This is a genomic window from Nocardioides zhouii, from assembly GCF_004137345.1.
Lineage (GTDB): Bacteria > Actinomycetota > Actinomycetes > Propionibacteriales > Nocardioidaceae > Nocardioides > Nocardioides zhouii.
On record NZ_SDWV01000021.1, the window covers coordinates 62,366 to 87,920 of the forward strand.

A 25,555-nucleotide genomic window follows, 5' to 3' on the forward strand; every position below is an offset into this window, starting at 1 on the left:
GTCAGTGGATACGGCTGATGGCACGCAGCACGGTGCCGAGCGGCTCCTCGACCCTGATGGGACGAGGCCGGGTGTAGCCGGCCGACCCTGGACGACCGCCCGACGGTGAGACTGCGTGGAACATGACGCTGCCGTGTCTGCCCGCGTTCTGGAGAAGCTGGACCTCGCCCAGGGCGTCGAGCATCGTACGCACCTCGGCGTCCACCTCGAGGATGTCACGCGTCCACCCCGACCCTCGCTCGCTGTTGCGGCTGAAGGTGAAGTCGCGGCCCATGGCGGAGACGAGCAGGTCGGACTTGGTCACCACCACGGAGACCGGTACGTCACGGCCGCCGGGCTGGAGCTCGATCTCGTCCAGCAGGTGCCCCAGGAGCGCGCCCTGAGAGATCCGGCGCTCCTTCACGGGGTGGGTCTCCACCTCGGGCAGCGCGTCGTAGAGCTCGTCGAACTCTCCGGGGTCGACCATGAACACGACGCCCGAGGCACGGCGGACGAAGGGCGTCACGACGGCGCGGGACTGCTCATTGGACAGAGCCTCACCGCTCACGTCGTGCGTCATCAGCAGGAAGGGGGGATGGCCCTCGAACGTCACCCGGAAGGTGATGCTCTTGAAGCGGACCGAATCGTCATTGGGGGTTCCCTCCAGTTCCTCGCCCTTCTTGAAGAAGGGCACGTAGTAGTCCTCATAGAAGGACGAGCCGCTGCCCGCGGCGACCTCGAACTCGGTGCACCCGAGGTCGCGAAGCACCTGCTTGTTCTCGGCGAGGCCCATCGCCGAGGCGAAGAAGTGCGACTTCGTGGCGCCCGTCACGCCGACGATGGCCAGCACGTGCAGCTGACGGTCGTCGATGTCCTTGGGCATGGCGCGCATGCAGTTCGGGCACGCCCGGCGCGGCATGGACTCCGCCGGGAAGCCTGACAGCGGCTCGACCGGGCGCTCCTGGCTCGGAGTCGGGGCGGCGACCAGATCGCGCAAGGCGTTACGGCGCGGCGCGACAGGGACGGCGACTGACGGGCGCCAGAGCACCCCGTCCGACAGGAGCGACTCCTCGCCACCGACGTCGAGGCTCGCCGCCGCTGCCTCGTCGATGGGATGGAGCCGGCGGGGCTCGACCTCGGCCTCCGCGTCGCTGGGCGACGTGCCCCAGTCGGCGTCGACATCCTTGCCGGCGATGTCTTCACGAGGGGCCGGAAGGACCGCCTCGGCGGGCCGGGGCAAGCCGCGAGCAGGTGCCGCTGCAGTCACAGCCGACACAATGGGGCTCAGCCGGATGTCGAAGCCGCTCCCGCAGTAGGGGCAGAGTCGACGGAACGAGGAGGTCACGGTCAGTCCTGAAAGGGGTCGTAACGGTTGCGACCGCTCTGCGGAGGCGGTGTCGGGCGCGGGCCGTCGTCGGACGTGCGCCAGCCCATCAGCGACGAGATCCGCGAGCGGAGTCCGGCCCCGGCCCCCGACCTTTCGAGACCGGTCGGCAGCGTGAACAGCATCGTAAGAATGATGCCGGCTACGAATGAGACGTTCGGCAGAGACGCCTTCCCGAGGAACACCCCGTTGACCTTGGTCGCCTCGGCGTAGACCTGGAGGAACGCGACAGCTGTGAGCATGCCGACGAAGCACAGGATGCGCATCGCCATGTACTCGTCGCGGGTGGTCTGCCGGGTGAGGAAGAAGCCGAGCCCGAATCCGAGAAGAGCCGGGAGGATCGTCGCCCCGACGTTCGCCACGAAGCTGGCCGGCCGACTGCCGGCAAGGGCGTCGACCGTGAAGGTCGCGTAGCTCGCGCCGGAGGCGGCCGCGCCCAGCGTAACTAGCGCACCCGCCGCTAGCGCCATGATTCTGACGCTGCGCTCACGTCCGTTGGGCTCGTCCCATGCGGCTCGCACGAGCGAGTAGACAAAGACGAGCATTGAGCCTGCGAGCAGGATATGGAGCGCAATGTTGAACACAACCGACATCGCATTTTCCCGATTTCTCTTGCCGGGCGCCCTTGGTAAGGCGCTCATCGCGAGAAGAATATGGGAGCCGGGGGTCACAGGTTGGCAATAAGTTGCTTTCTTGCCGGTACGGGTTCCTCGCATGATGAGATGTGCCCTCACTCATCGCGTCGACCGCGGCAAGTTTTTCTGCGGTAAGGCGTACGGCCTCGACCTGCACCGGCTCGGCGCGAGTTCTCAGCACCCACCACCGCATACGACTCTCCAGCGCCTTAATCGCCTCGACGTGGTAGCCGCGCTCAGCCTCGTTTGCCCACGGGCGGATCAGGCGCGCGTCGCGACCCCGACGTCGTGGTCAGAACGCTCCGGCTCATCCCTTCTTTGGCTCCCCACCGCGGACTGTGATGAGGTTTCCACCCACGAGCGAGGCCTGACGGAGGCAGAGAGCAACTATCCAAGGTGTCTCGCATCTTGCGCGCCGGAATGTGTCCAGATGCAGGATCAGTAGTCCTCAGGCCTTGGCCCGAGTCGCAGAAGAAGCTCAAGGCTGGGGAGCAGGTCGCCGTACTCGTCGACCAGTCCCCACCCGACGTACGCCGACGTGTCGTCGTCGTCCTCACCGGCCTCCATGCGCCACGCCGCAGCCGAGAGCAGCGTCGTGGTGAGCGGACGGACTTCCTCGACGTGGCGGCCCGTCCGGTCCGAGAGCTCCTCAAGCAGACGGTGACCACGAGGCAGTCCGGTGCGGTGCGTGACGGCGTAGATGTCGAGGTCCTCGTACCCGCTCTCCTCGCCGTGTCTCTCGACAATCTTCACGAGCGCGGCCGGGGACAACGCCGCGAGCGCGGCCTCGACAGAGGCGATGGCTTCATTTGCCGCGGCCTGGCCGGGCGGGCGGTCTGGGTAGTAGAGGCTCGCCTCCCAGGGGCCGTAGCCTCGCATGCGGTCGGCGGCGTCGAGCCGGTCGTGGAGCGCGGCCGTCTTGAGCGTCACCCGCACCGCCATCTCAAGGCGCTCGGCGTTCGTGTCTTCCGGCGTGGCGATCGACAGGGACTTGGCGAGCTCCTCGCACCGAGACGCGGCGGCCGACCTGCCGGCGCCACGAGCGATGGTGGACAAGCGACTGTCGAACCGATGCTGTGACTCTCCCACGTCGCGCAGGAGGTAGGCGTTGTCGAGCAGACCTCCAACGACGACCTCGTCTGCCGTGACGAGAGACGCGGCCACGGCGCGCACCAGCGGGCTTGCTGGTCCGTAGGTGTCCGACACGGGGAAGCTGTCCGCGCCAAGCGAGGCAGCGTCGATCGTGAGGTCGTGCGGCACAGTCGCGTCCCACGGCAGCCTGTTGACGACTTCTTGGCACTTGCGGATGAGCCCGGGAAGCTCCGCAGCGCTGACGGGCAGAAGGGGGCCGAAGTCGTTGCGCCGGAGCTCCCAGCCCACGCGAGCGACGGGAGTGTGCGGAGCCAGCGCGGTCGCGTGCACCGCTTCGGCCGTCTCCGGCTCGCGGACGATGAGGACCGTGGTGCCGTTGGGCAGGTCGAACTCCATCGGCTTGTCGTACTCGAAAGTCCCCTGCTCCACCGCCGCGAGGATGCGGAAGCACGTGTTCTGCACGGAGCGCCGGCCCGCCTTCGGGCCCGGCCAGTCGAGCCCGGGGTCGATCCCGTCCGTGGGACGGGTCCACACCAGCAGCTCGTGGCCCAGGACCTCGAGCAGGCCCTCGGTGTACCCGAACTCGACCTCGCCGCCCGATCCGTCGCTCAGGTGGACGGTGTAAGGCGGCGTCGGGATGTCCGAGATCGAGGTCACGAGCGCATCCTCGCAGGGGCCCATCGTGCGAGGCATCAATTTCGTCCGACCTTGCCGGATCAGATGCGCATGTCGTCGTGCACGCCGACTTTGGCGAGCTCGATCGAGCCGTCAGGCAGCACCCAGTAGTGGAGCCGGCGTGCGGCCGGGGTGTTGGACTGGAGGCTGACCCGCCAGGCCCGTGCCCCGTCCTCGCGCAGCCTCTGGGGCGAACCGCCGGCGTCGTCCGTACGGAGCTGGTGGAGCTCGCGGCCCCCCGACAGCGCGGCCTTCCCAGTGACTACTTCCATCACCACGTCGGCGACACGATCCGTGGCGAGACCGTGCAGGGCGTCGAGGCTCCCCAAGAAGCCCGTACCCATTGAGTAGTCGCCCAAGGGGCAGGTCGGCTGCTCCGCGGCTGGGATGCGCGTGGCCCACGCCCGCTCCACGAGGAAGCGAAAACCCCGCTCCGGGTCGGCGAAGGCCGGCGCATCAGTTGGACTGGAGGTCGCTCGCGACTTCCGCAGCTTCGTCCGGGACTGCTCAAGCTGCTGCGTAAGCCGGCGTACGTGGTCCTCGACCTGGCGCAGCTCCGTGCGCAGGTGCTCCAGCTCGATCGCGAACCCCTGCGCCTGTCCGTGCACCTCGTCTCGTTGTCTCTTTGCGGTGCGCACCTCTGCTTGGAGGGATGCGATGGTCAGGGACATCGACTTCGTGCTGGCGCTCTCGACCGCTGCGGCCGGTGGCCCTGCTGGGGCTTCTGCCGGTTCCGGCATCGGGCGCCGTCGGACGGCGCGGCTGCGATCGAACATCGCTGGACTCGGACCGGCTGGTGCCGGCGTGTTCACTGGCGCGTCGGGGGCATGCGTCTCGGCGTGCGGGTCGGCCACGTCGATCTCGACGTCGAACGACACCACCTCGATGGGTGCCGTGGCAGGCGCGGCCTGCTCCGAGACATCTGCCGGGATCGCCGCGACCAGCCAAGGTGGGCCGCCCGCGAAGAGGGCGGCAGCCGCGACCGGTTCCTCGTCGTCGTCGATGTCGAGCAGGCTGAGGTGCCATTCGCCCCCTGTCGCGAGGACGCGTGCCGGCAGCACCTCGCCGGGAGTCAGTAGGTCGGATAGGTCGTCGAGCGGGTTGGAGGTGACGGCAGTGTGCGTCACGTCCACGGTGACGAGCGGGTGCAGGAAGACCGACGCACGGTCGGCTTCGACGGACTCGACCTGGACCAGGACGACGTCGTCGGCCGCGTACGACGAGAGCGCGACGTCCGGTTCGAGGCGGGACTCGCGTACGTCGAACCAGCGGCTGTCGGCGTCGTACAGCCCCGTCACCTCCTGGCCGGGCTGGAGCGACCGTTCCAGCGGCAGACCGGGGAAGGCCAGGGCGTCCGGGACGATGCCGACGCGCCCGTCCAACTTCACCATCGCACGGTCGGCCACGATGCCGACCACGACACCCGTGAGGCGTACGCGCGCCGTTGTCTGCACGTTGTCGAAGAGGCCGGCTTCGGTCGCCATGTGGAGTGCGTCATCGATGAGAGCGGTGGTCGACTTCGGGCCCTCTGCGGCGCTGTAGGCGAACCGCAGCGGGGACCGTCGCGGATCGCTCGCCCATTCGTGGCCAACCGGATAGACCCGTCCGGCGCCGCCGTAGACCTGTGTCATGGCCGGGAGGTTGTTGGACAGGTCCCACGAGTGCGGGCCAGTGGGCACGAGATAGATCTCGGCGATGTCGCCGACCTGGTCGACGATCTCCTCGATGTCGATCCACGGCTCCGTCCTGCCGTGCGGCGTCGTCACCACGATGACGGGTCGGTCCCTTGCGTTCCCGTTCAGGCGCGTTGCCAGAGCTCGGGCACCTTCAGGAGTGGTCACTCGTCGGTAGGCGGGCACGGTGCAAGCCTGCATCGGCGGCATCGGTCGAGGGACCGGATTCGCGGAACCAGCTTCGAGCATTCATCCCGGTGGGTTGCGTGGGGGGGTCGGGCTCCTTCCTCCGAGCATGCGGAGGCGAAGTCATCGAAGACGCGCACGCGCACGGTCGCGATCGCGTACTCGATGCTGCGAGGCGTGCAACTCGATGATGCGATGTCGGCGGTGTGTGGGGGCTGCAGGCAGAGCGGCCCAACCGGGGTTTCCGCGATGCCCTGAAACGCCTGTCGCGCAGGTCGCTTGCTCGGAAGGTTCCTGCAAGCACCACTGCCGCAAGTCATGTCTGTCGGATCGGGGTCCCTGGCCATCAGCACCAACGACTCACCTGGCGCGCACGCCGCGTCCTCTGACAGCGGGCGATGTCCCCGATTCCGAGAACGACGAAGCCGCAGGTCAGCAAGTGGACCCGGCTTCATCGACCTGGTCACCTGTATGGATTCGAAACCTAAGCTTTCTGATCCGTAGCAGCGCGTAACCTTTTTCGGGCCCATTCCAGGTCCGTCATCTTTGAGGAAGCGGCACGCACGTTTGCGCAGGTCAGAGGCGTGTCGGACGCCACGTGAGGGCTTGTGGTGGGGCGTGCGGCAAATCGTTATCAAACAGGCTTCTGGAGGGGTTCCTGCAACCGTTCCTGCACCGTGAATCGTGGGGTCGACTGGTTGGAGTGGATGTCCTGGTTGCAGGAAGCGTGCCAGCTAATGCGACGGACGCCCCATGGCACCAACGCAGGTGTACTTCGCCCACTAGACGCGCCGCTCCTAGCGCGATGATTGTCGTGACTCTTGGAGACGCTTCCACTGGTCTGCGCGTTCCGCCGTGACGAAGAAGAAGACTTCGTCAGGTCGCGCGGGGGAGAACTCGGGGCCCCAACGGTGGATGCACGGAGTGCCGAGTCCTGGGAAGTGCTTTCCGAGAGTGCGGGCGATCTGCGTTGGCACGTTCTTCATGACGAAGTAGTCCCGATCTATCGCTTCTGCCAACTCGGAAGTGCTCACCGCCGCCGCCTCGCCTGGGCGATCCGAAAGATGGTCGAGCATTGCCACCACCGTCCTGCTCGTCTTGGTGTCCATGCTCGCGAAGCGGATTAAGAGCTCGTCAGTCCAACCGTCAGGAGAGTGCTCTGTGCTCACCGCGGTCTCAGCAGGATCCGTGGCAGCCCCCGTGGGGCGGAGGCAGCCAGCCAAGAAGGTCAGGACTGCCGGAACGTACTCATTCGGAACCGGGATGTACTGAAAGCCTGTGTTGGCGTCGGTGCTGCTGGGCGTGATTGTCATGGAGACTCCTCGTGGAATAGGTACACCACGCACTGTACCAGACTCTGGAACACTATCCGCGTTCCTGGCGATCTGCGCATGAAGCGTGACCGGCGCTGCGTGAGGAGGGCTGGTCGCCACGGGCTTGGGTCTGTCCAAAGTCGTAGGCTGACGCAGACATCTGTGGGGAGGCATGGTCTTATGGCCGAGTCGTCGTCGAGCACCCGCTCGGCACTGTTGGGCGGCGTGACTGAACCTAATGAGAGTGCGCCCATTCCGCCGCGACCCGGGCGCGCGGATCCGGTGAAACCGACGCCATCGCTGTGACCTCCTCGATGAAAGGCTCCGGGGAGCCCGACATCACGTAATAGTTGTGATCGGCTCTGGGACCTCGTCGTCGTCATCTATAGCAACCACCTGCAGGATCTCGCCCTCAGCAGTTCGGAGGAACTGCAACTCGGACTCGGTGACCGTCGGTGTTGCCGCGAGCGCACGTATGCGCTCTTGCATCTTCACTGCCTTAGGAACAGACCAGCCACCCTTGAGCTGGATCCCGGTGAGTCGAGCGGTGAGATCCGCGGTGAGAGCTTCTGCGTCCTTCAGTTGGTCGACCTGCCCGGCTAAGAGCTTGCGCAGTGCCGTGTACGGGTTGACCGGGTCTTCTAGCGACGCCGCCGCTGCGGCGGCAACAAGTGCCTTGCGCCTGATAGCGATCGCGCCCCGCGCCAGATTCAGTTCCCGCGTGACGTACTCCAACTTGTCGATCTTCCCGAGCTTCGCCTCAAGCTTGCGGTAGTTAACCTTGCCGTCAGGCTCCACCAGTCCCTCGATAGTGCCGTACAAACTCTTCAGGGTCTCCTGTGCGCGATGGAACTCGTCGATCGCACTCTTCAGTGCTAACTCCATGTGCGGGTTGCGGCCATCGAGCATCAGGCTGATGGCCCGAGTTAGCAGTTCATCTGCAGATCGTTGGTCCGTGATTCGGTCGATGTAGTTGCGCTCCTCCTGACGACCGAGGATGGCCTCGACCTGCTGCTGGTGCGCACGTAGCTGACGTTGCCCCGCCATATCCACCGCCATGACCGTCCCGGCCACTGCGAAGACCGGCCAGCTCGCCGCGAGCGCGCCGCCGACTGCGACCGGTTTAAGCACGGCATGGGCAGTCCTTCCCCCCGTCCGCGAAAAGCCCCGGAAGCCGGATTGACCAACTGCCTTGACCAGCTCTGCCCCCTTCGGCAGCACCACTTTGTAAAGAGTGGGGCTCTTCGGGTCGAGCGCCTTCACGATGTCGACGACCGACTGCTGAGCGGACGTATTGATCGGCACCGTCCTGTACCTCGTGATCTCGAGCTCGGTGACTGGGTGGTACTCGACAGCGATCGGCAACGCAGCTGTTTCGAGGGCCTCCCAGACGGAGATCGAGCCCGACTCTGTGGAGCGCAGGACCGCTTCGGAGACAAGGAGGCCCGACGAGGGGTAGGCCGTTGCGACGGCCGCGACAGCGGGCTGATCCTTGCCTGGCTCCGCAGGGAGCTTGCGGGTGCGTCGCCACAGCGTCCAGGTGAGGACGACCAGCATGAGAATGGAACCGGCAATTAGCGTGGGAATCACCAGCTCAGGCTAGTTCGAATGCCGCAAGTGATTGCGCGAATGACCGATGCGTACCGCCGCGCGCAAGTCGACTGACTCTTGACGGTCCTTTGCGCAAGCGGTGTCAGCGGACTTAGCCCATTCCGCCGCGAAACGGCGTTTTGGGTCAGTGGTTCGCGGCAGATCGGCTCAAGCGGCCCGAAAGAGCGTCTCGTAGTGCCAGGCAAGCGCGTCCTGTCGGGGCTGGAGGTCCGCGTCGGTTGGCGCTGGAATCACGTAACCAGCCGCTTCACGTGCATAGAACTCTTCTCCGTTCCAGCCGTGTTCGCGCAGCTGAGGAGAAACCCTGAGCCGGAGGTCGGCGTCCACGCTGAGATACCCGCGATCGTACAAGCGGTGAACGTCCGTGCGGAGCAGCAGACCATTGGCGACGGCATGCTCGCCACCCTCTGCGAAAGGCATAATGTGTGCTGCTTCGAGGCTCGGGAACGTGGCACTCGCGGTGACAGCACACCGGTGTCCATAAGCTGCCGCGACAGCGCGTTTGAAGTGGCCTTGACCCATCCGCGGCCTGACGAGTACAGGTGGGCCGTAGCGCGGTCCCTCCCAATCAAGCTTGACCCCGCGAAGGTCTGGCTCCCACGCGTAGTCAACGCGTGCTCCATGTTGCAGCGCGGCGAAGGCGTCCATGACGTACTCGCTGTCCTGGCGCGGCTCCGCGCTGTCGAGGTCGTAGCCGGCGTAGGTCACGATGTTTCGTGCCCAGTGCGGGGGCTCAGGTATCTCGCTACCGCGCTCGGCGAAGAAGATGTTGCGAAGGATGATGCAGCCGATGGTCGGGTCGGGATCGACCGATGAAGTCGAACGCGCTCGGTACCCCTGTGCGCGCATCAGCAGTTCAGCTTCGCTGCCCACGCCGTTGGCTACCCCCCAGATCGTCCACGCCTCGCTCACCCGCATCTCGACGTACTCGTCGAAGAAGCCTCCGCCGACCAGGTGGTACCCGGGGATATCGAAGCCATTGAACTTCTTCGGGTCCTTGGTCTTGAACAAGAACGGTTCGCCAGGGGCAAGTGCCTTGAAGCCGTGTGATGACGGCTGCCAGAAGTTGGCTTCGGTGACGTCATCCCGGTCTCGGAGGAATGAGGCCCAGTGGTTGTCCGTGACGCCAACGACGATCCTCATGAGGGCAGCATAGGAGTGGCCGACGTCGCCGCCGACAGGCTGCGCCCTTCGCCGCCTGTTCGGCATGCGAAACCTCCCCAAGGCGGTCGCCGCCGAGCTGGGCGCTCGGCGACACCCCAGATCTACGAGGCTCGCCGCGACTATCCGAGCACGTTGCGCCGCGGAGTGAGTGGGTGCGTACCTCTGCTTCAGATGACTGGGAGGCTTCGAGCCCGAGCGCGCTGTGCGCCTCGGATGGCACTCAGTGTCTGTCGGAACGGAGAGTGGCCGTTCTGGTCCAGATTCAGCGGCAGCACGTTGTGCTGGAGCATGTCGTGCTCGAGGAGCCACGGCTCGGGGGTCTCCAGCCAACACACGTGGGCGTGTCGACCCATCCATCTGGAGAGCTCGGCCTCGCCGGAGGCGAACGTAAGACGGGTTCCGCTTCCAACAAGCCGGAGCTCGATACCGAGGTCGTCAGCTAGCAGTGAGCCGAGTGTGAGGCGCAGAGTCGATCCGTAAGCGTTCCCGCGGTAGTGATACCGCAGGCGAGAGCGCACTGTCTGACGGCTGGGGCCACGGCCGTTGGCTGGCGGTTTGCCCGGCGAGATGCCGACATACAGCAGGGTGTGGCCGTCGTGCCTCACACAGCCGTCGGTAGGTACAACTGCAGGGACCTCGTCGAAGTACCACGCGTATACGCCGGGTGTGGCCGCAACGGGACAAGGGTGCCCAAGGACCTCGTCACGCGTGAACAGACGGTGTGGTCGGAGTAGCAGTGCAGCTGCCTCGTGGGTTGGCTCCACGTCCATTCGCGAACCATCCCACGGAGCAGCCGTCTCCCGTGCCCCATTCCGCCGCGTCATGGCGCACCTAGGTAACAGCGAAGTCAAGCGCCTTCCCCGCCTAGGTCACGCTTGCTGTCGTGTATTCCGGGACCCGGCACATGAACCGCCCGCGCGCTGCTCTGTGCGCAGATGACCCCCCGGGCGATGCGGCCGGTCAGGCTCTCACCTGGAGCTTCTTGTACCGCGAAAACCTAAGCTCGTATCCGAATTCCTCGCCCTCGGCAGTCACGGCCCGGCCGCCAGTTCGCGTGGCGTCCCACAGCCACGGAAGGACGAATCGGGTGGCGTCATCCGGTCCGAGGCTGCCGATTTCAGCCAGAGCGCGGTCGTGTAGAGCCTCGAGATCTTCGGGATCCTTTGCGCCGACGGCACGTTGGTGGCCGTCAGTAGCAGTGGCGCGGGCCAGGGCGATAACGTCTGGTAACTCTTGAGATGTGGCAATGGCTGGTCGCGGCGTGGCGGACTTCTCCGCCACCTCAAGTTCTGAGGTACGGCCAGTGTCCACTTCGTCCAACTGGCCAACGACCATCTGGCGTTGTTCTGACGGCCTGAGTTCTCCGAGATTGCTGACGAGCATGGTGAGCATTTCCATGTACGCCGCGACCTCTGGGCGCGTGTCGTCGCCCCAGGTTCCCTCGATCAGCGGGAGGACCTTGTCCCAAGTGAGGTGGCTGTAGCGCTGGCCGTCGAGCAAAGTCGGAGCCGGTTTGGCTAGACGTCCGGTGATGTACGTCAGGTCCAGGCTGCAGTTCGGGTGGGCCGCCGCGGCCAGTCGCAGGTAATAGGGCAACTGGTCGGAACGGTGACTGCCTGCCTCGGTCTTGAGCTCGATGATCCAGACCCGGGCAGGTCCCAAGACCGCCCAGTCCGGCCACCCGTTGGCCGCGTCATCCTCGAGCTTGGGCAGCAGGTACTCATCGATGAACGTCTCTAGAGGACCCGTGGATGGTCCGCGGGAGTGCGTGCCGTGGGCAGCCTCATCCAAGAGTTGGAGGAATCTTCGCCCCGAATCGCCCGGCGATCGTGGCGTGTTCCACGGTGGCGGGTCACCGTCGAGGATCAGGGTGGTGACGAGTCGCTGAATGTACTCCTCCCGACCCAGATTCAGGCGTCGCCACAAGGTTGTTGGGCTCTCCCACATGCGGAGAGCCTAGGCCTGCCGACGCGAGACCCGTGTGGGCTTGGCTAACGCCTGCGACTCCCATGGGCCCCGTGGCCTGACTACTACCGTGGCTGCATGGAGGTCACCGTCGTGCAAGGCGACATCACCGTTCAGAACGTCGATGCAGTTGTGAACGCGGCCAACCGGCGAATGCGCGGTGGCGGCGGCGTCGATGGTGCTATCCATGCTGCTGGGGGGCGTGAGGTCCTCGAGGACTGCCGTCGCCGGTTTCCAGCGGGACTAGCGACAGGCGCCGCTGGATGGACCACGGCGGGCGCGATGCCTGCGCAGTGGGTCATTCACGTGGTTGGTCCGAACTTCAGACGTGGCAAGCGCGACCGATCGCTCCTGACCTCCTGCTACGAGCGGGCGCTTGCCGTTGCCGACGAACTCGGCGCGCGAACCGTCGCGTTCCCTTTGATCAGCGCGGGCAGCTATGGCTGGCCGAGGCTCGACGCGATCGATGCCGCTCTGGAGGTGTTCCGGACAGCACAGACTCGGATCTCAGAAGCCCGGATGGTTGCGTCCAGCGCGCGGTCTCATGGCGAGGTTTTGGCGCGGCTGGAACGAGTGCGGTGAATAGCTACTAGGGGCTCAAGGTTCGGGACAGTCGGCCTGCTGGAAGAGTTCGAGGACGACGACGACTGATGGTGCCCGGCGCGTCGCAGCGATCGTGCACGACCGACCGTCCCGACACCGAGGGCCGCGCGACTACCGGCGCGTCGGACAGGCTAGCTCGGCCAGGGTCGGCGGAATTGTCCATCAGGTACGAGACGTCACGTAGCGTCGGCCATCATCTTCGTCGTCTACCAAGTGATGTAGGTCCGCGACGCTGCCCCGCAGCGGCTCGAGTTCTTGACAGGTGACAAGCTAGAGAGCGACCTGCACAGAGCCTGTCGTGACCGATGCGTACTGTCCGACCCATCACTTATGGCCTACGGGGCCATCGCTGGTGGCCGGGATTGATCCGCGGCAGGCACCTGCGGATGGCCGGTCATGTGCGTCACCATGGGGCACTACGGCATCCCTTCGCTCGCGCTCTCTGGTTCGCGACCTGAACACATCTCGCCGCCGCAGATATCCAATCAACACTGGCAGGAAGCTCTCGATGACCAAGAAGCGAGCACTCCGCGAACAAATCCGAGCATCAGTGGCAAACAATTCTCCGGTGACCATTCCGGTCCCCGGTGGTGAAATCGTACTCACGCCCAAGCGCGACGGCACGTTCGTGGCTGAGGTGAGGAAGGACGTCAACTACTCCCTTACGCTTGACGACGTCAATGAGGCGGAAGAATTCATTCGAGCGTACTCGGGAGAGTAGATGCGTCCACAATGAGAGCGTTCCTGCGGGAGCGTCAGTCCGCCCGGCCTTCCAAGTCGTCAGATCTCGATCTTGCTTGGGATTGTGACAACTCCTGGTCGATACGGGATGCTGTCGCCGAGTTTACTCGGGTTAGGTAGCTTCGCGTCGGTCTCGCCGGTTGGCTTGCTGTGCTTGGCAGCCCGTTATGCCAGACCCTGCGCAAACTTCTTCTGCGTCTGCTTGTCGCCGCGATTGCAAGTTACGCAAAGCGCACGAGCGTTAGCGAGGGTCGTTGGACCGCCGTCCTTGTGCCAGACGATGTGGTCCCCATCGAGATCTTCAAGTGCGGCCAGTTTCGTTTTGCACTTCTCACACTTCTTGCCGCTTCGCTGCCACAACACCCAGCGCTCCTCCAAGGTGAAAGCACGTTTCGTGTCCTTCAGTTGGACATCCTGGTTCCCTCTCAGAAAGCGCTTGGTAAGGATGGCGATGCGCTCCTCCATGCTTCCTGCATCGTTTGTACCTTGCTGCATGAGCCTGCCGAACTCGGACAGTTCTGCGTCGCGCGAATCCTCGTCGCGTTCCAGGTTGTTCAGCCTCTCAAGGCGAAACTCGGCGAGGAACCTCTTCATTCGAGGCTTGAGGTCGGTCGCACCGTATTGTCCGAGGATCGAGTTGCAGAATAGATACATCAGCTGCGGGTAGGACTGCTTCGCAAGTTCGATGTCTTTGTCCTCGAAAACGGGCTTCATCGCTTTCAGGTTGTCGGTCACACGCTTCGCCAACTTGTTCGCATTGACGTCAGAAATTGTTTTGTTGCTTTTTACGAACTCGTCGAGAAACTTCTTCTTGACATCGACCACAACAAGTTTCCTAGGACTCTTGGCAGCCATGTCCTCTAGGTATAGCAACTTGCATGCGACCTCGAGGTGGGAGTACCGGGTATTTAGAAATCCCAGCTTCTTCTTGAAGAAGTCGTCCTGCGCCACCTGCTTAACGAGCGACGCCATTTTTCCGCCGAAAGCGTTCCTTGTTTCGGCCGCGTTCAACTTCTCGCCATTGTTTAACCGAGAGAAAAGTTCCTCAATCTCCTCCAAGTCCTTTGTTTCAACGACGACAACGTCAAGAATGCATTCCTTAATGATGTCGCGTGCAGCCTCTGACAGGTCCGAGAATCGGTCCTTAGCCTTCGGAGGATCTGCGCAGGCGGCGCCGGAGTAGACGAAGTCGTCAGCGAACGCGAGATCGCCCGCCAGGAATGAGAATACTGTACTAATTCGCTGCTTGCCATCAATGACCGCATAGTCGCTGCCAGTGTCATCCCGCGAAAGTTTGTGTAGGTAAATCTTCGGAATGTCGTACCGATTAACCAACGAGTCCATGAACAGCTGCTGCTTAGCCTTCGACCACACCCCACCCTCTCGCTGGTACTCGGGATTCAGGTCAATAACCTTCCGTTCGCGGTTCAATCGAGAGACATGAAAGTCGACGCGTGTGCACTCCATAGACGAAACATAGCCCGTTGGCATGAAGTTGCGCAGAGGCATCCGAGCAGAAGTTCTGCGTTGCCTAGCCACGGCGCGGACGCGAGACGCAGTCAGCCCTGCGCCAGGGCGGGGGGGGGGGCACCCTGCCAAGGCGCTGCCCGCACCCCTTGGCATATGCGGCCGTCTCTCTGACCGCCTTTTTGAAACGCCAGAGCGTTTGGGAAGAACCTCATGAGCGGTGCGTCCAGTGCCGAGAGGTGCGACCAGCGGGGCCTCGGGGGGTGCCTCGGGGCGGCAAGAAACGGAACCCGGTGCGCGGCCTGGCAGGCACGGATCGCGATCCCGGTCGCCAAGTGGGGATGCCGGTCCGGGCGGGCCGAGGAAGACCAGCGTCTGCTTGCCGACGATGAAGTCCAAAGTGCCCAGGTGCCCGATCAGGTCACGCATGAGCCCGCGGGCGTGGGCTGGCCCTAGTTGGGGTCACTCCGCATCTTCATCGACTGGACTATCCGCATATAGGTCGGAGGGCGGCGCAGGGATAGTCCCGACCTCATGGGCGTCGACTGGCCTTCTCAGTCGGCGGCTCACCAAGAAGACGCCCGCGCCAAGGCCTGCCGCCACGACGGCCGGTGCCGCAACCACGGCGACGGTTCCCGCCGCCATGCCACCGCCTACGAGTGCGCCGATGGAGGCAAGGCCGCTCGTGATGCCGGCGGCACTCAAGCCCGCTGTCCCGGCCACGCTGACGGCCGCGACCCCTCCCATGGTGCTCGCTCCCGCCCCGACTATCGAAGCTGCTCTGCCGTCGCGTCGTGCGTTCCGCTCGTCTTGCGGGAGATTTTCGTTGTCGCGCAGCGCTACTTGAGTAATCCCGACACTCACGATTGCAGGGCCCAGGCCGATCATGGCAGGGCCGATTGCGGCACCACCGCCAACTGCACCGCCCGCGGTGGCTAGACCCGACATGATCCCTGCTCCGCTTAGACCACTGACGGCTCCCATTGCGCCCACCACTCCGGTCGTGGCTGCAACCGTCGTGCCTGCAATCGCTCCATGCGCCGTAAGGCTCCCCGCTCCTCGAACTTGATCACTAGAACGTATGCCGGTGCAGCACCACGTCGCGAAGTGCTCGCAGTTGTTGACGATGAGGTGGTAGTCCTTCTCGCCGATACGGGACTCTGCCCGCGCGATGGTCGTGTCGGGGTTGTCGCGCCTGCCGTATCGCCGGATTTTGAGTTCCCCGTCCTTGAGGAAGTCGGCCATCGGGGAGCGCTCGATGCCAGCGTTGATCTTTGCCGCGCCTCGCTCTCCACTGAAGTGGATCACCGTTCCGTCGCCGGCATCGATGCCGTGATGCGTATACGCTCCACGACTGACGTAAATGTGGTCCGCTCTTGTCACTGTGTCTACCTCGAATCGATCCGACAATCGCTCGCAAAGGTAGAGCGTCTGAGTCGGGACCGCACAGCATCTGATGAACGGAGCACAAACCGCGTCTCACCGCCGCCCTGTCGGCGCACCTCGACAAACACGCAGTCAAGTTGGATGGACGCGTGGCAGCGGGACTGCCATCACCGGCGTAGCGATTAGTTCCGCGTCCGTCCCGTGGGGGCGGGTAGCCTTTCGTGGGACAAGAGATGAATCGGGGACGGCATGGGGTTTATCGAGAAGCTGCTCACTGGCGGCGGCGTTGTCGTGACGGCGGTCATGGCCATCGCGGCGTATCGCGAGGCCCAGGAGACGAAGCGTCGTCAGAGCTCTCCACTCTCCTTCGATGACGGCCTGCCTCGGAGCGATTTTGTTGAGATGGCCCGTGATGTCGCGAAGCGCACGCAACGGGTGGATCGAGTCGAGGTCACTGGGATGACCGTCACTCTCTACGTGCGATCCAACAGTGGGCTTTCCGAATGGACAGCCGAGGTGGACTTCAACGATTACGGGCGCCTTACCGGCACCTAGTGGTTGAAAACGGACACAGATTCGCTCGTCCCGGAGCACTTCGCCAAGGCAGTGCAAAGGCAAATCAGAGGACGTCTCAGCAGGGCCATGACTGACCGCTGATGAGGATCGACGGCTATGCCGACGCCGGCCCGACAACGACCACGTCACGAGGGCAGCCGAGAGGGTCCGGTTGCGAGCGGAAGACACCACGCGCGACTTGCCGAAGGGTGGATCGCGCGGCGCCCGTGGAGCGAAGGTAGATCCGCTCAGCGTCACCGCAGTCGTCGTCCTCTTGGGAGCAGCTCGCACGCGACGGACCTCTGGAGAGTTCTTGCACCCGTTCCTGCATCTGTTTCGTCATCACCATCCTTTGGCAGTCAGTGCGCACGCGCCGAGCGCACACGGCCTGACTTGGGTACAGCGAAAATTGCACGGTTACTCTGCGAGGACGCAACGGCGGCCTCACAATCGACATCGTGGCCGCAGTGCGCGGCCATGGGGCAATGGAGGCTTCTCAGCGCCGTGATCAAGAAGATGCGGACGGCCGCAGTCCTCGCCGTGACAGGCTTTAGCCTCATGTCCTGCAGCCAAGGCAGCGACCCGGATGCGGACGTCTACGACGACTACTACGCCGACGGCGCGAGTGGCGACACGGAGTTTTCGGCTCCCGAAAGACGGCCACCGGCAGATCGAGGAATCTGCACCGCAAGCCAAGGTTGCGCGCCGCTGACCATTCACACGTCAGGTGGATCCAACTTCTATCTGGTCCTCAAGGACAGCAACACGCAACGCAAGGCAGCCACGATCTACATCCGTACAGGCCAGACCTACCGCGGCGGGATGCCCAACGGCTCGTACGACATCTACTACACATCCGGCGACACCTGGTACGGCAAAGAGCTGTTCTTTGGCCCCGAGGCGACCGTCTCAAAGGCCGACTCCACCATGGATTTCTTCGAGACAGCGAATGGTCTCTCGGGCGTGGAACTGACTCTCCAGGCCGTCCTCGGCGGCAATCTTTCAACCTCGCAGGGACGTCTGTCTGACCTCCGCTGAGAGGCAGCCGTGCGGGCCGGCCCGTCGATCGCAGTCTGTCAGCCAAAGCCACGCTGAGCTGCAGAGCCGTAGCGACAGCAGGGCGCGTGCGCCCCGCGACTGCTTATCCGGGCACACCGAGCGCACCAAAGTTGGGGCCGATTGGCACTGCTGGTGCTGTACGGGCGCTTTCCGCCCCCTACGGTGGGGCACATCCCGTATAGGAGCGTGTCCAATGAAGCCTCGTCGTATCACTCTTGTCGATCTCGGCCTCGACAGCGGATTCGACGCGTCGATGACCTTCGTTCAGGGGGTTCTGCAGAACGTCAATGCGGGCTATGAGGAACCGGTCATCGAGATCGAGTTCATCCGAAGCCGGGACATGTCAACGATCCGCGAGGCTTTGTCGACCCCGACCGACGTTCTCCATGTGATGGCGCACGGGGACCACTCGGAAGAACCGACTTTCGTGTCGTCGGACGAGAAGACACAAGTGAGCTTGCCTGCTCTTGCCAACCAGATGCTCGATCAGGGGGCGGGCATCGCTGCGCCAGTAGTTGTCGCGGACGGCTGCAAAACGGGGATTGGCGTCTGGCAAAAGGCGGTTCGAGACTGTCTCCAGGGACCGATCACATATATCGGGACATCCCGGTTGCTCTACTGGCATGAGTCGACAGTGTTTTGCTCCGCCTTCTACGGCGCCCTGACACGCAACAAGGGCAAGGGTAAAGGCAAGGCCGAACAAGGTATGGATGCCGCGACAAGAGCTATCGACGCCTATGTCCTCATCACTGACAAGCCGAGCGGTTTCAAGGCCGTAACCCTGACCCCAAGTCGCCGGGCGAGCAAGTCCTTGAGGTGATACAGCTTGACGCGAGCTACATCATCATCGGAAGGACAATGGCGGCGAGTCCGAGCACAACGGAGACAACCACTAGCGCCAAGATCAGTCCCGCGCGCTTCTCGAGGTTGCTGACCGTGGCCGAGATCTCGCCCGCGGTGACCTCGATTTGAGCTGACCTCTCCTGAACCTGACTGAGGCGAGTACTGAGGCCGGCGACACGACTACCGACTTCGCCAACGCGCCCCTCCAGTCCCAAGATTCGGTCGCGCAGGGTGGCGACGTTGCCACGCATCTCAACGAGGGTGGATTCCTGGGACTCCACCGATTGGCGAACGACGTCGCTCAGTTCGGTGGCCCTGGACGTTCCAGTCGTGACATCGCGCTTGAAGTCGGCCAGTCCGACGCGGACTGCAGTGCCGACCTCGTGAATGGCAGCTTGCGTCTGCTCGTTCACCTCGAGCAGGGACGCTTGATCCATTTCACCAAGCGTTTCAGCCACGCTGCGGAAGCTTTGGCCGGTCTTGGCGAGTTCCTTAGATAAGGATGCGAGGCCGGACGTCCCGTCGACGAGCGCACGTTCCGACGCCAACAACGAGTCCGCGGCTTCGGTCAACGAAGCGCGCGCGCCCATGACGGTCGTCTGGGCTGTCTCGAGTTCATCGGCTCTTCTCAGCAGAGCTTGGAGAGCCGCCTCAGCTGCACGGTAGTCCGCCACGACGTGATCGATTTCGCTCGGCATCATTCGCTCCTTGCAGTCTTGAGCAGATCCCGATCCGCGGCTTCAGCGAATCGCTCCAGCCGGCGGGTCAGGATCAAGGTCAGTTCGGTCGGGTGGTATTCGCCTAAAGCGACTTGGTCAAGAGCTAGATCCTCGATGTGCACCAGGTGCTCCGGAGAAAGATCGGCGTCCTCCCAAGCCGTCCAGAGGGCCGGGATGTATCTGCCGGCTAGCTCAGATGGCGCCGTGCGAAGCCGGCCCGTGATCCAGTCGAAGAGCGCAACGCAGTCCTCCTCGGACGCCCCGTACTTGACCATCGACGTCCACACCCCAGTGAAACTGGCATCCACGAGTCCGGTGTCGGGGTTCGAGCGCATGGCCTCCCCGAGGCCGCGGGCGGCGAGCAACAGCGGGTGGTCGGGGAAGACTTCGAGCTGACGAGCTGCCGCGCCAACCCATTCAAGCGGGTCATCTGAGGCGGCGGCGTCGAGCTGCGCGGTCGCGTACGCGACATCGATCTGCTGTGCCGATCCGACCTCGCTGAAGATGCCCGCCAGGGGGCCGTCAGACAAGTACGCCAAGATGCGTCGGCGTAGGCCGTCACTGTCGTCTCCGGAGGTGGCAAACAGATGCATCTCGGCAAGCGCACGAACGCGCGCAGGCTCGATCACGTCGTACAAAGTGGAGAGCAAGATTTCGAGGTGGTGCTCGACACGGGCGCCGAGCTCGTTGGGTGCACCGGCCATTTCCGCACGCCGCGCAGCACTAGCCGCTGGTTGAATGCGAGACACATATGTCAACAGCGCGTCGTCCAGCGTGGTGTTGTCAAAGTAGGCGAGGTCAACGTGAAATGCGCCAGCGCCGTAATCGATCGTGTAGTCGTCGACCACTCCCACCAGGGCTAGTCGGTAGAGGGCCTTTTCCTGGGCCCCCGCCTCCTCCGAGTCGAAGCGACCTTCGCGGGCAATGATCACGCGATCGCCCGGGCGATGGCTCATCAGTGCCGTGAGCATTTCGCGAAGCGGCACCAGCTCGGTCTCGATTCCTTCATAGTTTCTCGTGAGGAAGAAGTACTGCCTCGTGACGTCGTCCGACTGCCTCCCCTTGCTTGCTGCCGCGTAGGCCGCGGTGCGAGCCACGCGCGAGGAGCTGACATCGAGGAGCACCTCGGACAGCTCTGATGGCGGCGGGGTGGCCACCAGGACGCAGTGTGAAGCACGTCGATCTCGTCCTGCGCGGCCGGCTTCCTGAACAAAGCCTTCGAGCGAACCGGGGTGACCAACATGGATCGTCCAGCGGATGTTCGGCTTGTCAATTCCCATCCCGAACGCCTTGGTCGACACAAGGATGGTGCTGTCATTGCTCGTGAAGAGCGCTGCTTCTCGAACTTTCTCCCTGTCCCAGTCGCCTGAGAAGGATTTTGGACGGCTTCCCGAGTAGATGCCCACTCGGAAGTCAGCGTCAGCCCGCCTGTGTGGTCGGAGTGCGGCAAGTACCTCAGACTGAATTGCCTGCACCCCGAACGGGCCGTTGGTGTGCGGCACGAAGACGATGCCTGACCTCGTGTCGACGTCAACGGACTCAGCCAGGTCCGCCGCCTCGCATTCGAGCCCCGTCGGAATCGTTTCGGTCAGCGCTGTCGCAAGCCGACGCGTCCAAGACTCTGGTGAGCCAAGAGAGACCTCGTACGTGAGATTGGGCCGATCGAAGGTCGCGGGCTTGAGGACTTCCATTCCAGTTGGGCTATCTACCTCGAGCTCCAGGAGGACATCTCGAAGGACAGCCGGGCTCGCCGTGCCAGTCAGGGCCAGCATCGGCGGCGGACGGTCATCGGTCTCCCTGCGGGTCAATAGGCGCACATTGCGTCCCAGCCTTAGGTACGCCGTACGGAAGTCATGCCCCCACTCGGAAACACAGTGTGCTTCGTCAACGACCACGAGGTTCACCGTCGTGGCTCGAACGGCCTCAGCGAGAGCGTCCCTGAACGCCTGGCTCTGGAGTCGCTCCGGGGTGTGGAACACGATCAGCGCGTCTCCACTCGCGACAGACGCATATACCGCGTCTCGGTCGGCTGCCTTCGAGGTCTTGCGTGCGTGGATGCCGATGACTCGGTCGACGCCAGCCTCGAGGAGCCTGCGTTCCTGATCGTCCACCAGGGAGACGAGTGGATCGATGACCAAGGTGACCCCAGGCTGGAGGAGTCCGGCCACCTGATAGATCAACGACTTGCCGGCGCCCGTGGGCAGCAGCACGCATGCATCCTGACCCTCCAGTGCGGCGAGGATTGATTCGCGCTGTCCCTCGCGAAAGGAGCCGAAACCAAAGAGGTGCCGCAGGACGATCCCTAGGCCACGCTCCACATCGGGACCGTCAGCAAGGTCACGGCGTTGTACGACGGGCCGAGGCAACCAGGCCAATTCGCCGGGTATGTACGCGCCCCTCACCACGACGGTCGGCACGGTCGCGGGCGGCAGAGCAGTTGACGGAGGAACGAACGGCTCAAGCACGATCCGGGTGGCGGGGACGGTCACACCGTCAGCCGCGCCGTGCTCATACCCGGACTCATGGCGAACCCACTGCGAATCGCGGGTGTGGAGTTCAGTCGGTGCGACGTTCAACCCCCACACGAGGCCGATCCCGTTGAGAAGGTCCAGGACGGCGGGCAACGCAGTCACGCCCCACCCGAGGTCATCAGTGAGGTCGACAGTCCAGACGCCTCCCGGTTCGAGGTGCCCAGTCTCGAGCAGCTCGAGAAGCGCTATGGCGAGCCGAGTGAATGCCGCGGGCGCGTGAACCGCCGCTACGGAATCGTCGCCGGCTGCGAGCGGACGCTCGGCAGCCGTCCACCGGAGGCCCGCATGGACCAGTGAGTCTTCGTTGAGAGCTGCTCGACCCTCGACGCGAACGACTCGGAAGCCGGCGGCTCTGAGGGCACGATCGCGTTGGGAGTCGAGGTCGGCGGCCCGTTGATGTTGGCTGCCGTCGAGTTCGATGACAACAGAGGCTCCGGCCCAAGGTGCGTGGACGACAAAGTCGGCCCACCGACTCCCACCTGCGACCCCGGCCATGCCTTCGAGAGACGGCTGTGGAATGACGAAGCGGTCGAGCCCTGGGTACTGCTGCTCGATTGCCAGCCAAAGGGGGCGTTCGAACGTGGTGTCCAGGCGGATGGACTGGTCGAGTTCCCTTCCAGCCTTCAGCTCAGGACCAAGAGCGGCTGAGTACAGGTCATCGGGATCCATCTCGCTGGAAGGCGGCTCGTGTGTCCACACGACGGGGTTAGCACCGCGCTGGATGATCTTACGAGCGACGGCTACGAAGAACCGGACGTCCTCGGAGACTTCGTCCTCGGGACCGCTGATTGCCATGAATGCATCCGAAGTGAGCCGCGATACTTGCGCCTGGCGGGCCTCGGTGAGGCCCGACATGGCAACGGAGGCCGGCCCGGCGGGCGGTCGCCCACCTAGCGGGGTGTAGGCGGTCCGCCACCCCGGGCGCTCCCAGCGCTCACTCCAGCGGACTCTGCCGACCACCGCTGCTCCCTTCCCCAGAGGCATGAGTTGATCCTGACAGGCGGTTCAGGGACCGGGGATGCTTTGGGACAAGTGACTCGGTTAGTGCCGCACTCACTTGACGCGGTTGAACTGCTCGCCTGATGCGGCGCGACCATCTGGACCAAGGGCCAGCTGGAGCCGCGCGAACAACTGCTTACTCGTCGTCCAGCCTGATCCTGGTCCGCCCGGCCTCGTCCGAGGTGGTGAGGAGCTTGCCGTTGCGTACCCACGCGTAGATCGTCTTACGGCTCACCTGCAGGCGGGCCGCTGCCTCGGTCACGGACAGGCCGTCGGCGGTTGACTGTGGCCGGGGGGTCGAGCCGCGTTCCCGGCGCCATCTCAGGGAAGGTGGGACGTCGGGGTTCTCCTTGGCGCGGTACGCCCTAGCCCGCGCAGTCTCGGCGCTTCCAAGCTCCGCTGCGCGAGCGACCTCGGACCAGGAGAAGCCAGCTTGATGGGCGAGCAGCAGGGCTTCGGCCAAGCGCGTCGCACTGGCTCGGTGGTGCTCCTCGACATCTCGTAGCTCGCGCGCGGCGGCTGCCACTTGGTCGAGAACGGGATCCGCGTGCCTCGCTTCGTCTCTGTCGGGCGCAGGGGTCACGAATCAATCGTGTCATGGCGACTGCTCGGGTGTTGCGTGAGTTGACTGCTCCGAGTAGGGTAACAATATCTACAATGATGTAACCTCAAATCGAATGAGTGATCGGACTAAGCGAGTGGACGATGAATCGCAGCAACGCCTGCTGAGCCGGCTACTTGCGGCCCCCAAGGTGGATTCCGAAGAGCGCGCTGTGATCGCCGAGATGGCGGATCGCGGCCTGTTCGACGAGCCGGACTTCGTCGAGCGGTGCGTACGCACCGGCCAACCGGCGTACGTCATCTGGCGTGCCGTCAAGGACTGGGTACGCGACGCGCCCGACGCGATCCGCGAGTGGGCATCCACCCTCGCGCCGCGAGGGATCGCAGCCCAGGGCTACGACGAGACGGATCCGCCGCTCAATGCGGAGCGCCTGCAGGTAGTCCTCGACCTCGCCCAGCCGAAGGGCTGGGTGGTGGCGCTGTGGCGCGACATTTACGCGGACCACGGGCAGGCCGACGAAGTCGCCATGAGCCTTGGCTACCTGACCGGTCAGCACCTGTGCTGGAGCTGCGGCGACCGCGGGGGCACCGAACGCGCCGACGGGTTCTGGTGCGCCGCCTGTATGAGCACGACTAACAAGGAGATGTAATGAATGTGAAGTCCGCCGATCGCAGCGTTCGGCCCGACATGATCCCGCCCTTGGAGCTTGGTGGCGGGTTCCGGATCAAGTACGAGGGCAGGACGGGTGAGCGTCACCGCATTCGCCTCTCGCGGCACATGCCGGGCCTGACCCTCGAGGGCACGATGGTGGAACTTCTGGACGAGTTGCGCCCGATGCGTCGTCCGCTCCCTGGCGCCGGGATCACCCAGGTGGCGTTCTGGCTGCTCGACTCGGCGTCCATGCACGACTCGCTGATGGCGGCCAGTGACGACGAATGACCTGTGGCCGGCCCGTCGGCCGCGACGGGTCGCCCAGGAACGCAGCATCCTGGTTCGCTACCCATACCTTGCGCTTGAGGCCGATCACGAGACCGCCAAGGCGATGGGCCTCGACTTCGCCTGGATCGCCCCCGGCACCAAGACGCCCCTGCCGTGGCGCCATGTGACGCCGAGCGGGGAAGTCCACGCTTGGCCGCAGTCGGGAACCAGTCGCGTCCACATGAAGGCGGGCTGCTCGATCTGCCGGGGCTTTAGGGCGAGTGAGACCACTTCCCTGGCGGCCTGCAAGCCGCTGCTGGCCGCGCAGTGGCACCCGACCAAGAACGGCTCCCGTACGCCTCACGAGGTGACCCCCGGGTCGCGTCGGGTCGTGTGGTGGCTGTGCCCCGACTGCAACTACGCGTGGCCCGCCCGGATCTCCTCGCGGGCGCTGGGCGGCAACGGGTGCACGCGATGCGCTGGACAGGTGGCCCTGCCGGGAGACCGGGCCACCCTGGCCGTCGCGCAGCCCGACCTCTACGCCGAACTCGATGTCGAGCGGCTCATGCTCTCCGGCGTTGATCCGCTCACCGTTCACGTGCGAAGCAACCGCGAGGTCCCGTGGATCTGCGACGGCACTCCTCGACACCGCTGGACCATGTCGCCGGCTGCACGCATGAACGGCTGCCTGTGCCCCGAGTGCCCGCACCTCGGCCAAACCTCCCGCCCTGAGCAGACGCTGCTCAACCTCATGCGGCAGCGCACCGGCAACGCCGTGAGCAACGCGCCCGCAGGTGAGGTTCGGTGGCTCGACCGGCGTGGCAGGTCGCTTCCCGCCCGCTGTGACATCGTCTTGCCCGCGCTGCGAGTGGTAGTCGAGTACGACGGTTGGCGTTACCACGACGCCGCCAACCGACGACGCTGCGATCGGGACAAGACGATGGCCCTGCTCAACTCGGGGTGGCGCGTCGTACGCGTCCGTGAACGCACCGCATCGAAGCGACTGGTCGACCTCGACATCATCGATGAGCGCCTGCTACAGATCCAGCATCGGTACGGCCACGACCTCGCACCCGTTGCCGACGCCATCATCGCGTGGGTCACCGCTTGCGACGGCTGAGCGCGCGTACTGCGCGTGCGAGAGGCGCGGGGCACGTCCTATGCATGCGCGGTAGGTCCGTGGGTGTCCGGGCTCGCAGACGGGCGGGTGCGCCGCCGAACTACCGGCGGCGACGACGAAAGCTGCGGCGGTGCGGGACGTGGCGGCGTGACGGCGGCGGCCATGGCACGACGGTCGGCTCGTTCTTCCGGGATGCCGAGGAGTCGAGGCGGCGGCTTCGCTCTTCCGGCGGCACCACGTCGCCTGCTCGGGGAGCGGGGTCGGTCGGGCTTGGCCAGTGGTGGACTTGGGAGGTCGCCTAGGGCGTGTCTCCAATGTTGAGCGTGGTTCGGGCTTGATGCTGGGTCCATGACGCGGATGGCGGTGCTCAGCGAT

General features: G+C 64.5%; 22 protein-coding genes and 1 pseudogene. 9 read left to right on the plus strand and 14 right to left on the minus strand.

Features of this window, described 5'->3' with window-relative positions; genetic code table 11:
* Position 1 precedes the first annotated feature (1 nt).
* The 9 genes from EUA94_RS17715 to EUA94_RS17760 all read right to left on the minus strand — a co-directional run bounded on the left by EUA94_RS17715 (position 2) and on the right by EUA94_RS17760 (position 11,659).
* A complete protein-coding gene (locus EUA94_RS17715; protein WP_129428229.1) occupies positions 2–1,246 on the minus strand; it encodes a hypothetical protein in 1,245 nt (414 codons plus the stop codon).
* A gap of 80 nt (positions 1,247–1,326) precedes the next feature.
* Complete coding sequence (locus EUA94_RS17720; protein WP_129428230.1) at positions 1,327–2,004, minus strand: hypothetical protein; 678 nt, start codon at positions 2,002–2,004, stop codon at positions 1,327–1,329.
* A gap of 432 nt (positions 2,005–2,436) precedes the next feature.
* Positions 2,437–3,747 (minus strand): hypothetical protein, encoded by a 1,311-nt coding sequence (locus tag EUA94_RS17730; protein ID WP_129428231.1) that lies wholly within the window; start codon positions 3,745–3,747, stop codon positions 2,437–2,439.
* 59 nt (positions 3,748–3,806) lie between these two features.
* Positions 3,807–5,531 (minus strand): hypothetical protein, encoded by a 1,725-nt coding sequence (locus EUA94_RS17735; RefSeq protein ID WP_129428232.1) that lies wholly within the window; start codon positions 5,529–5,531, stop codon positions 3,807–3,809.
* An 890-nt stretch (positions 5,532–6,421) separates the two neighbouring features.
* Positions 6,422–6,937 (minus strand): hypothetical protein, encoded by a 516-nt coding sequence (locus EUA94_RS17740; RefSeq protein ID WP_129428233.1) that lies wholly within the window; start codon positions 6,935–6,937, stop codon positions 6,422–6,424.
* A gap of 339 nt (positions 6,938–7,276) precedes the next feature.
* A complete protein-coding gene (locus tag EUA94_RS17745; RefSeq protein ID WP_129428234.1) occupies positions 7,277–8,527 on the minus strand; it encodes a hypothetical protein in 1,251 nt (416 codons plus the stop codon).
* A gap of 168 nt (positions 8,528–8,695) precedes the next feature.
* Positions 8,696–9,691, minus strand: coding sequence for an HNH endonuclease (locus EUA94_RS17750; RefSeq protein ID WP_165356995.1), 996 nt, complete (start codon positions 9,689–9,691; stop codon positions 8,696–8,698).
* A gap of 188 nt (positions 9,692–9,879) precedes the next feature.
* Complete coding sequence (locus tag EUA94_RS23160; protein WP_422879906.1) at positions 9,880–10,536, minus strand: GIY-YIG nuclease family protein; 657 nt, start codon at positions 10,534–10,536, stop codon at positions 9,880–9,882.
* 136 nt (positions 10,537–10,672) lie between these two features.
* Entirely contained in the window at positions 10,673–11,659 is a 987-nt protein-coding gene (locus EUA94_RS17760) for a hypothetical protein (protein ID WP_129428237.1), read from the minus strand.
* Between the two features lie 96 nt (positions 11,660–11,755).
* Here EUA94_RS17760 and EUA94_RS17765 point away from each other — a divergent pair, with 96 nt between their 5' ends.
* Together EUA94_RS17765 and EUA94_RS17770 are read left to right on the plus strand one after the other, a co-directional pair.
* Positions 11,756–12,259, plus strand: a complete 504-nt coding sequence (locus tag EUA94_RS17765; protein WP_129428238.1) for a macro domain-containing protein — start codon at positions 11,756–11,758, stop codon at positions 12,257–12,259.
* A gap of 529 nt (positions 12,260–12,788) precedes the next feature.
* Complete coding sequence (locus EUA94_RS17770) at positions 12,789–13,001, plus strand: hypothetical protein (protein WP_129428239.1); 213 nt, start codon at positions 12,789–12,791, stop codon at positions 12,999–13,001.
* A 185-nt stretch (positions 13,002–13,186) separates the two neighbouring features.
* Here EUA94_RS17770 and EUA94_RS17775 read toward each other — a convergent pair whose 3' ends face one another.
* Positions 13,187–14,488 (minus strand): GmrSD restriction endonuclease domain-containing protein, encoded by a 1,302-nt coding sequence (locus EUA94_RS17775; protein ID WP_165356997.1) that lies wholly within the window; start codon positions 14,486–14,488, stop codon positions 13,187–13,189.
* Between the two features lie 462 nt (positions 14,489–14,950).
* Positions 14,951–15,898 carry a lecithin retinol acyltransferase family protein gene (locus tag EUA94_RS17780; protein ID WP_129428241.1) on the minus strand — a complete coding sequence of 316 codons (948 nt, stop codon included), beginning with the start codon at positions 15,896–15,898 and terminating at the stop codon, positions 14,951–14,953.
* 225 nt (positions 15,899–16,123) lie between these two features.
* On the opposite strand from EUA94_RS17780, the gene EUA94_RS17785 reads away from it, so the two are divergent.
* From EUA94_RS17785 to EUA94_RS17795, 3 genes are all read left to right on the plus strand, one after another.
* A complete protein-coding gene (locus EUA94_RS17785) occupies positions 16,124–16,429 on the plus strand; it encodes a hypothetical protein (RefSeq protein ID WP_129428242.1) in 306 nt (101 codons plus the stop codon).
* Between the two features lie 504 nt (positions 16,430–16,933).
* Positions 16,934–17,467 carry a hypothetical protein gene (locus EUA94_RS17790; RefSeq protein ID WP_129428243.1) on the plus strand — a complete coding sequence of 178 codons (534 nt, stop codon included), beginning with the start codon at positions 16,934–16,936 and terminating at the stop codon, positions 17,465–17,467.
* Positions 17,468–17,681: 214 nt separating this feature from the next.
* The gene (locus EUA94_RS17795) at positions 17,682–18,308 is read left to right on the plus strand and encodes a C25 family cysteine peptidase (RefSeq protein WP_129428244.1); all 627 of its coding nucleotides are present in this window, start codon (positions 17,682–17,684) and stop codon (positions 18,306–18,308) included.
* Between the two features lie 16 nt (positions 18,309–18,324).
* On the opposite strand, the gene EUA94_RS17800 is transcribed toward EUA94_RS17795, so the two are convergent.
* The 3 genes from EUA94_RS17800 to EUA94_RS23070 all read right to left on the minus strand — a co-directional run bounded on the left by EUA94_RS17800 (position 18,325) and on the right by EUA94_RS23070 (position 23,163).
* The gene (locus tag EUA94_RS17800) at positions 18,325–19,029 is read right to left on the minus strand and encodes a hypothetical protein (protein WP_129428245.1); all 705 of its coding nucleotides are present in this window, start codon (positions 19,027–19,029) and stop codon (positions 18,325–18,327) included.
* Positions 19,029–22,376 (minus strand): DEAD/DEAH box helicase, encoded by a 3,348-nt coding sequence (locus tag EUA94_RS17805; RefSeq protein WP_165356999.1) that lies wholly within the window; start codon positions 22,374–22,376, stop codon positions 19,029–19,031. The genes EUA94_RS17800 and EUA94_RS17805 overlap by 1 nt, the downstream gene beginning before the upstream one ends.
* A gap of 340 nt (positions 22,377–22,716) precedes the next feature.
* Positions 22,717–23,163 (minus strand): helix-turn-helix domain-containing protein, encoded by a 447-nt coding sequence (locus tag EUA94_RS23070; protein WP_129428247.1) that lies wholly within the window; start codon positions 23,161–23,163, stop codon positions 22,717–22,719.
* Positions 23,164–23,278: 115 nt separating this feature from the next.
* On the opposite strand from EUA94_RS23070, the gene EUA94_RS17815 reads away from it, so the two are divergent.
* The 4 genes and pseudogenes from EUA94_RS17815 to EUA94_RS22780 all read left to right on the plus strand — a co-directional run bounded on the left by EUA94_RS17815 (position 23,279) and on the right by EUA94_RS22780 (position 25,180).
* Complete coding sequence (locus tag EUA94_RS17815; protein ID WP_129428248.1) at positions 23,279–23,791, plus strand: hypothetical protein; 513 nt, start codon at positions 23,279–23,281, stop codon at positions 23,789–23,791.
* Between the two features lie 5 nt (positions 23,792–23,796).
* Positions 23,797–24,081, plus strand: a complete 285-nt coding sequence (locus tag EUA94_RS17820; RefSeq protein ID WP_129428249.1) for a hypothetical protein — start codon at positions 23,797–23,799, stop codon at positions 24,079–24,081.
* A gap of 220 nt (positions 24,082–24,301) precedes the next feature.
* Positions 24,302–24,532: pseudogene (locus EUA94_RS23165) on the plus strand (zinc-ribbon domain-containing protein); the annotation flags it as partial.
* Between the two features lie 15 nt (positions 24,533–24,547).
* Positions 24,548–25,180, plus strand: a complete 633-nt coding sequence (locus tag EUA94_RS22780; RefSeq protein WP_242494948.1) for a zinc-ribbon domain-containing protein — start codon at positions 24,548–24,550, stop codon at positions 25,178–25,180.
* Positions 25,181–25,555 lie beyond the last annotated feature (375 nt).

Excerpts from the sequence above, each read along its gene's own strand:
- EUA94_RS17720 (WP_129428230.1), bottom strand. The coding sequence starts at position 2,004 with ATGAGCGCCTTACCAAGGGCGCCCGGCAAGAGAAATCGGGAAAATGCG.
- EUA94_RS17740 (WP_129428233.1), bottom strand. The coding sequence starts at position 6,937 with ATGACAATCACGCCCAGCAGCACCGACGCCAACACAGGCTTTCAGTAC.
- EUA94_RS17750 (WP_165356995.1), bottom strand. The coding sequence starts at position 9,691 with ATGAGGATCGTCGTTGGCGTCACGGACAACCACTGGGCCTCATTCCTC.
- EUA94_RS23160 (WP_422879906.1), bottom strand. The coding sequence starts at position 10,536 with ATGACGCGGCGGAATGGGGCACGGGAGACGGCTGCTCCGTGGGATGGT.
- EUA94_RS17760 (WP_129428237.1), bottom strand. The coding sequence starts at position 11,659 with ATGTGGGAGAGCCCAACAACCTTGTGGCGACGCCTGAATCTGGGTCGG.
- EUA94_RS17765 (WP_129428238.1), top strand. The coding sequence starts at position 11,756 with ATGGAGGTCACCGTCGTGCAAGGCGACATCACCGTTCAGAACGTCGAT.
- EUA94_RS17770 (WP_129428239.1), top strand. The coding sequence starts at position 12,789 with ATGACCAAGAAGCGAGCACTCCGCGAACAAATCCGAGCATCAGTGGCA.
- EUA94_RS17775 (WP_165356997.1), bottom strand. The coding sequence starts at position 14,488 with ATGGAGTGCACACGCGTCGACTTTCATGTCTCTCGATTGAACCGCGAA.
- EUA94_RS17785 (WP_129428242.1), top strand. The coding sequence starts at position 16,124 with ATGGGGTTTATCGAGAAGCTGCTCACTGGCGGCGGCGTTGTCGTGACG.
- EUA94_RS17795 (WP_129428244.1), top strand. The coding sequence starts at position 17,682 with ATGAAGCCTCGTCGTATCACTCTTGTCGATCTCGGCCTCGACAGCGGA.
- EUA94_RS17800 (WP_129428245.1), bottom strand. The coding sequence starts at position 19,029 with ATGCCGAGCGAAATCGATCACGTCGTGGCGGACTACCGTGCAGCTGAG.
- EUA94_RS17805 (WP_165356999.1), bottom strand. The coding sequence starts at position 22,376 with ATGGCAATCAGCGGTCCCGAGGACGAAGTCTCCGAGGACGTCCGGTTC.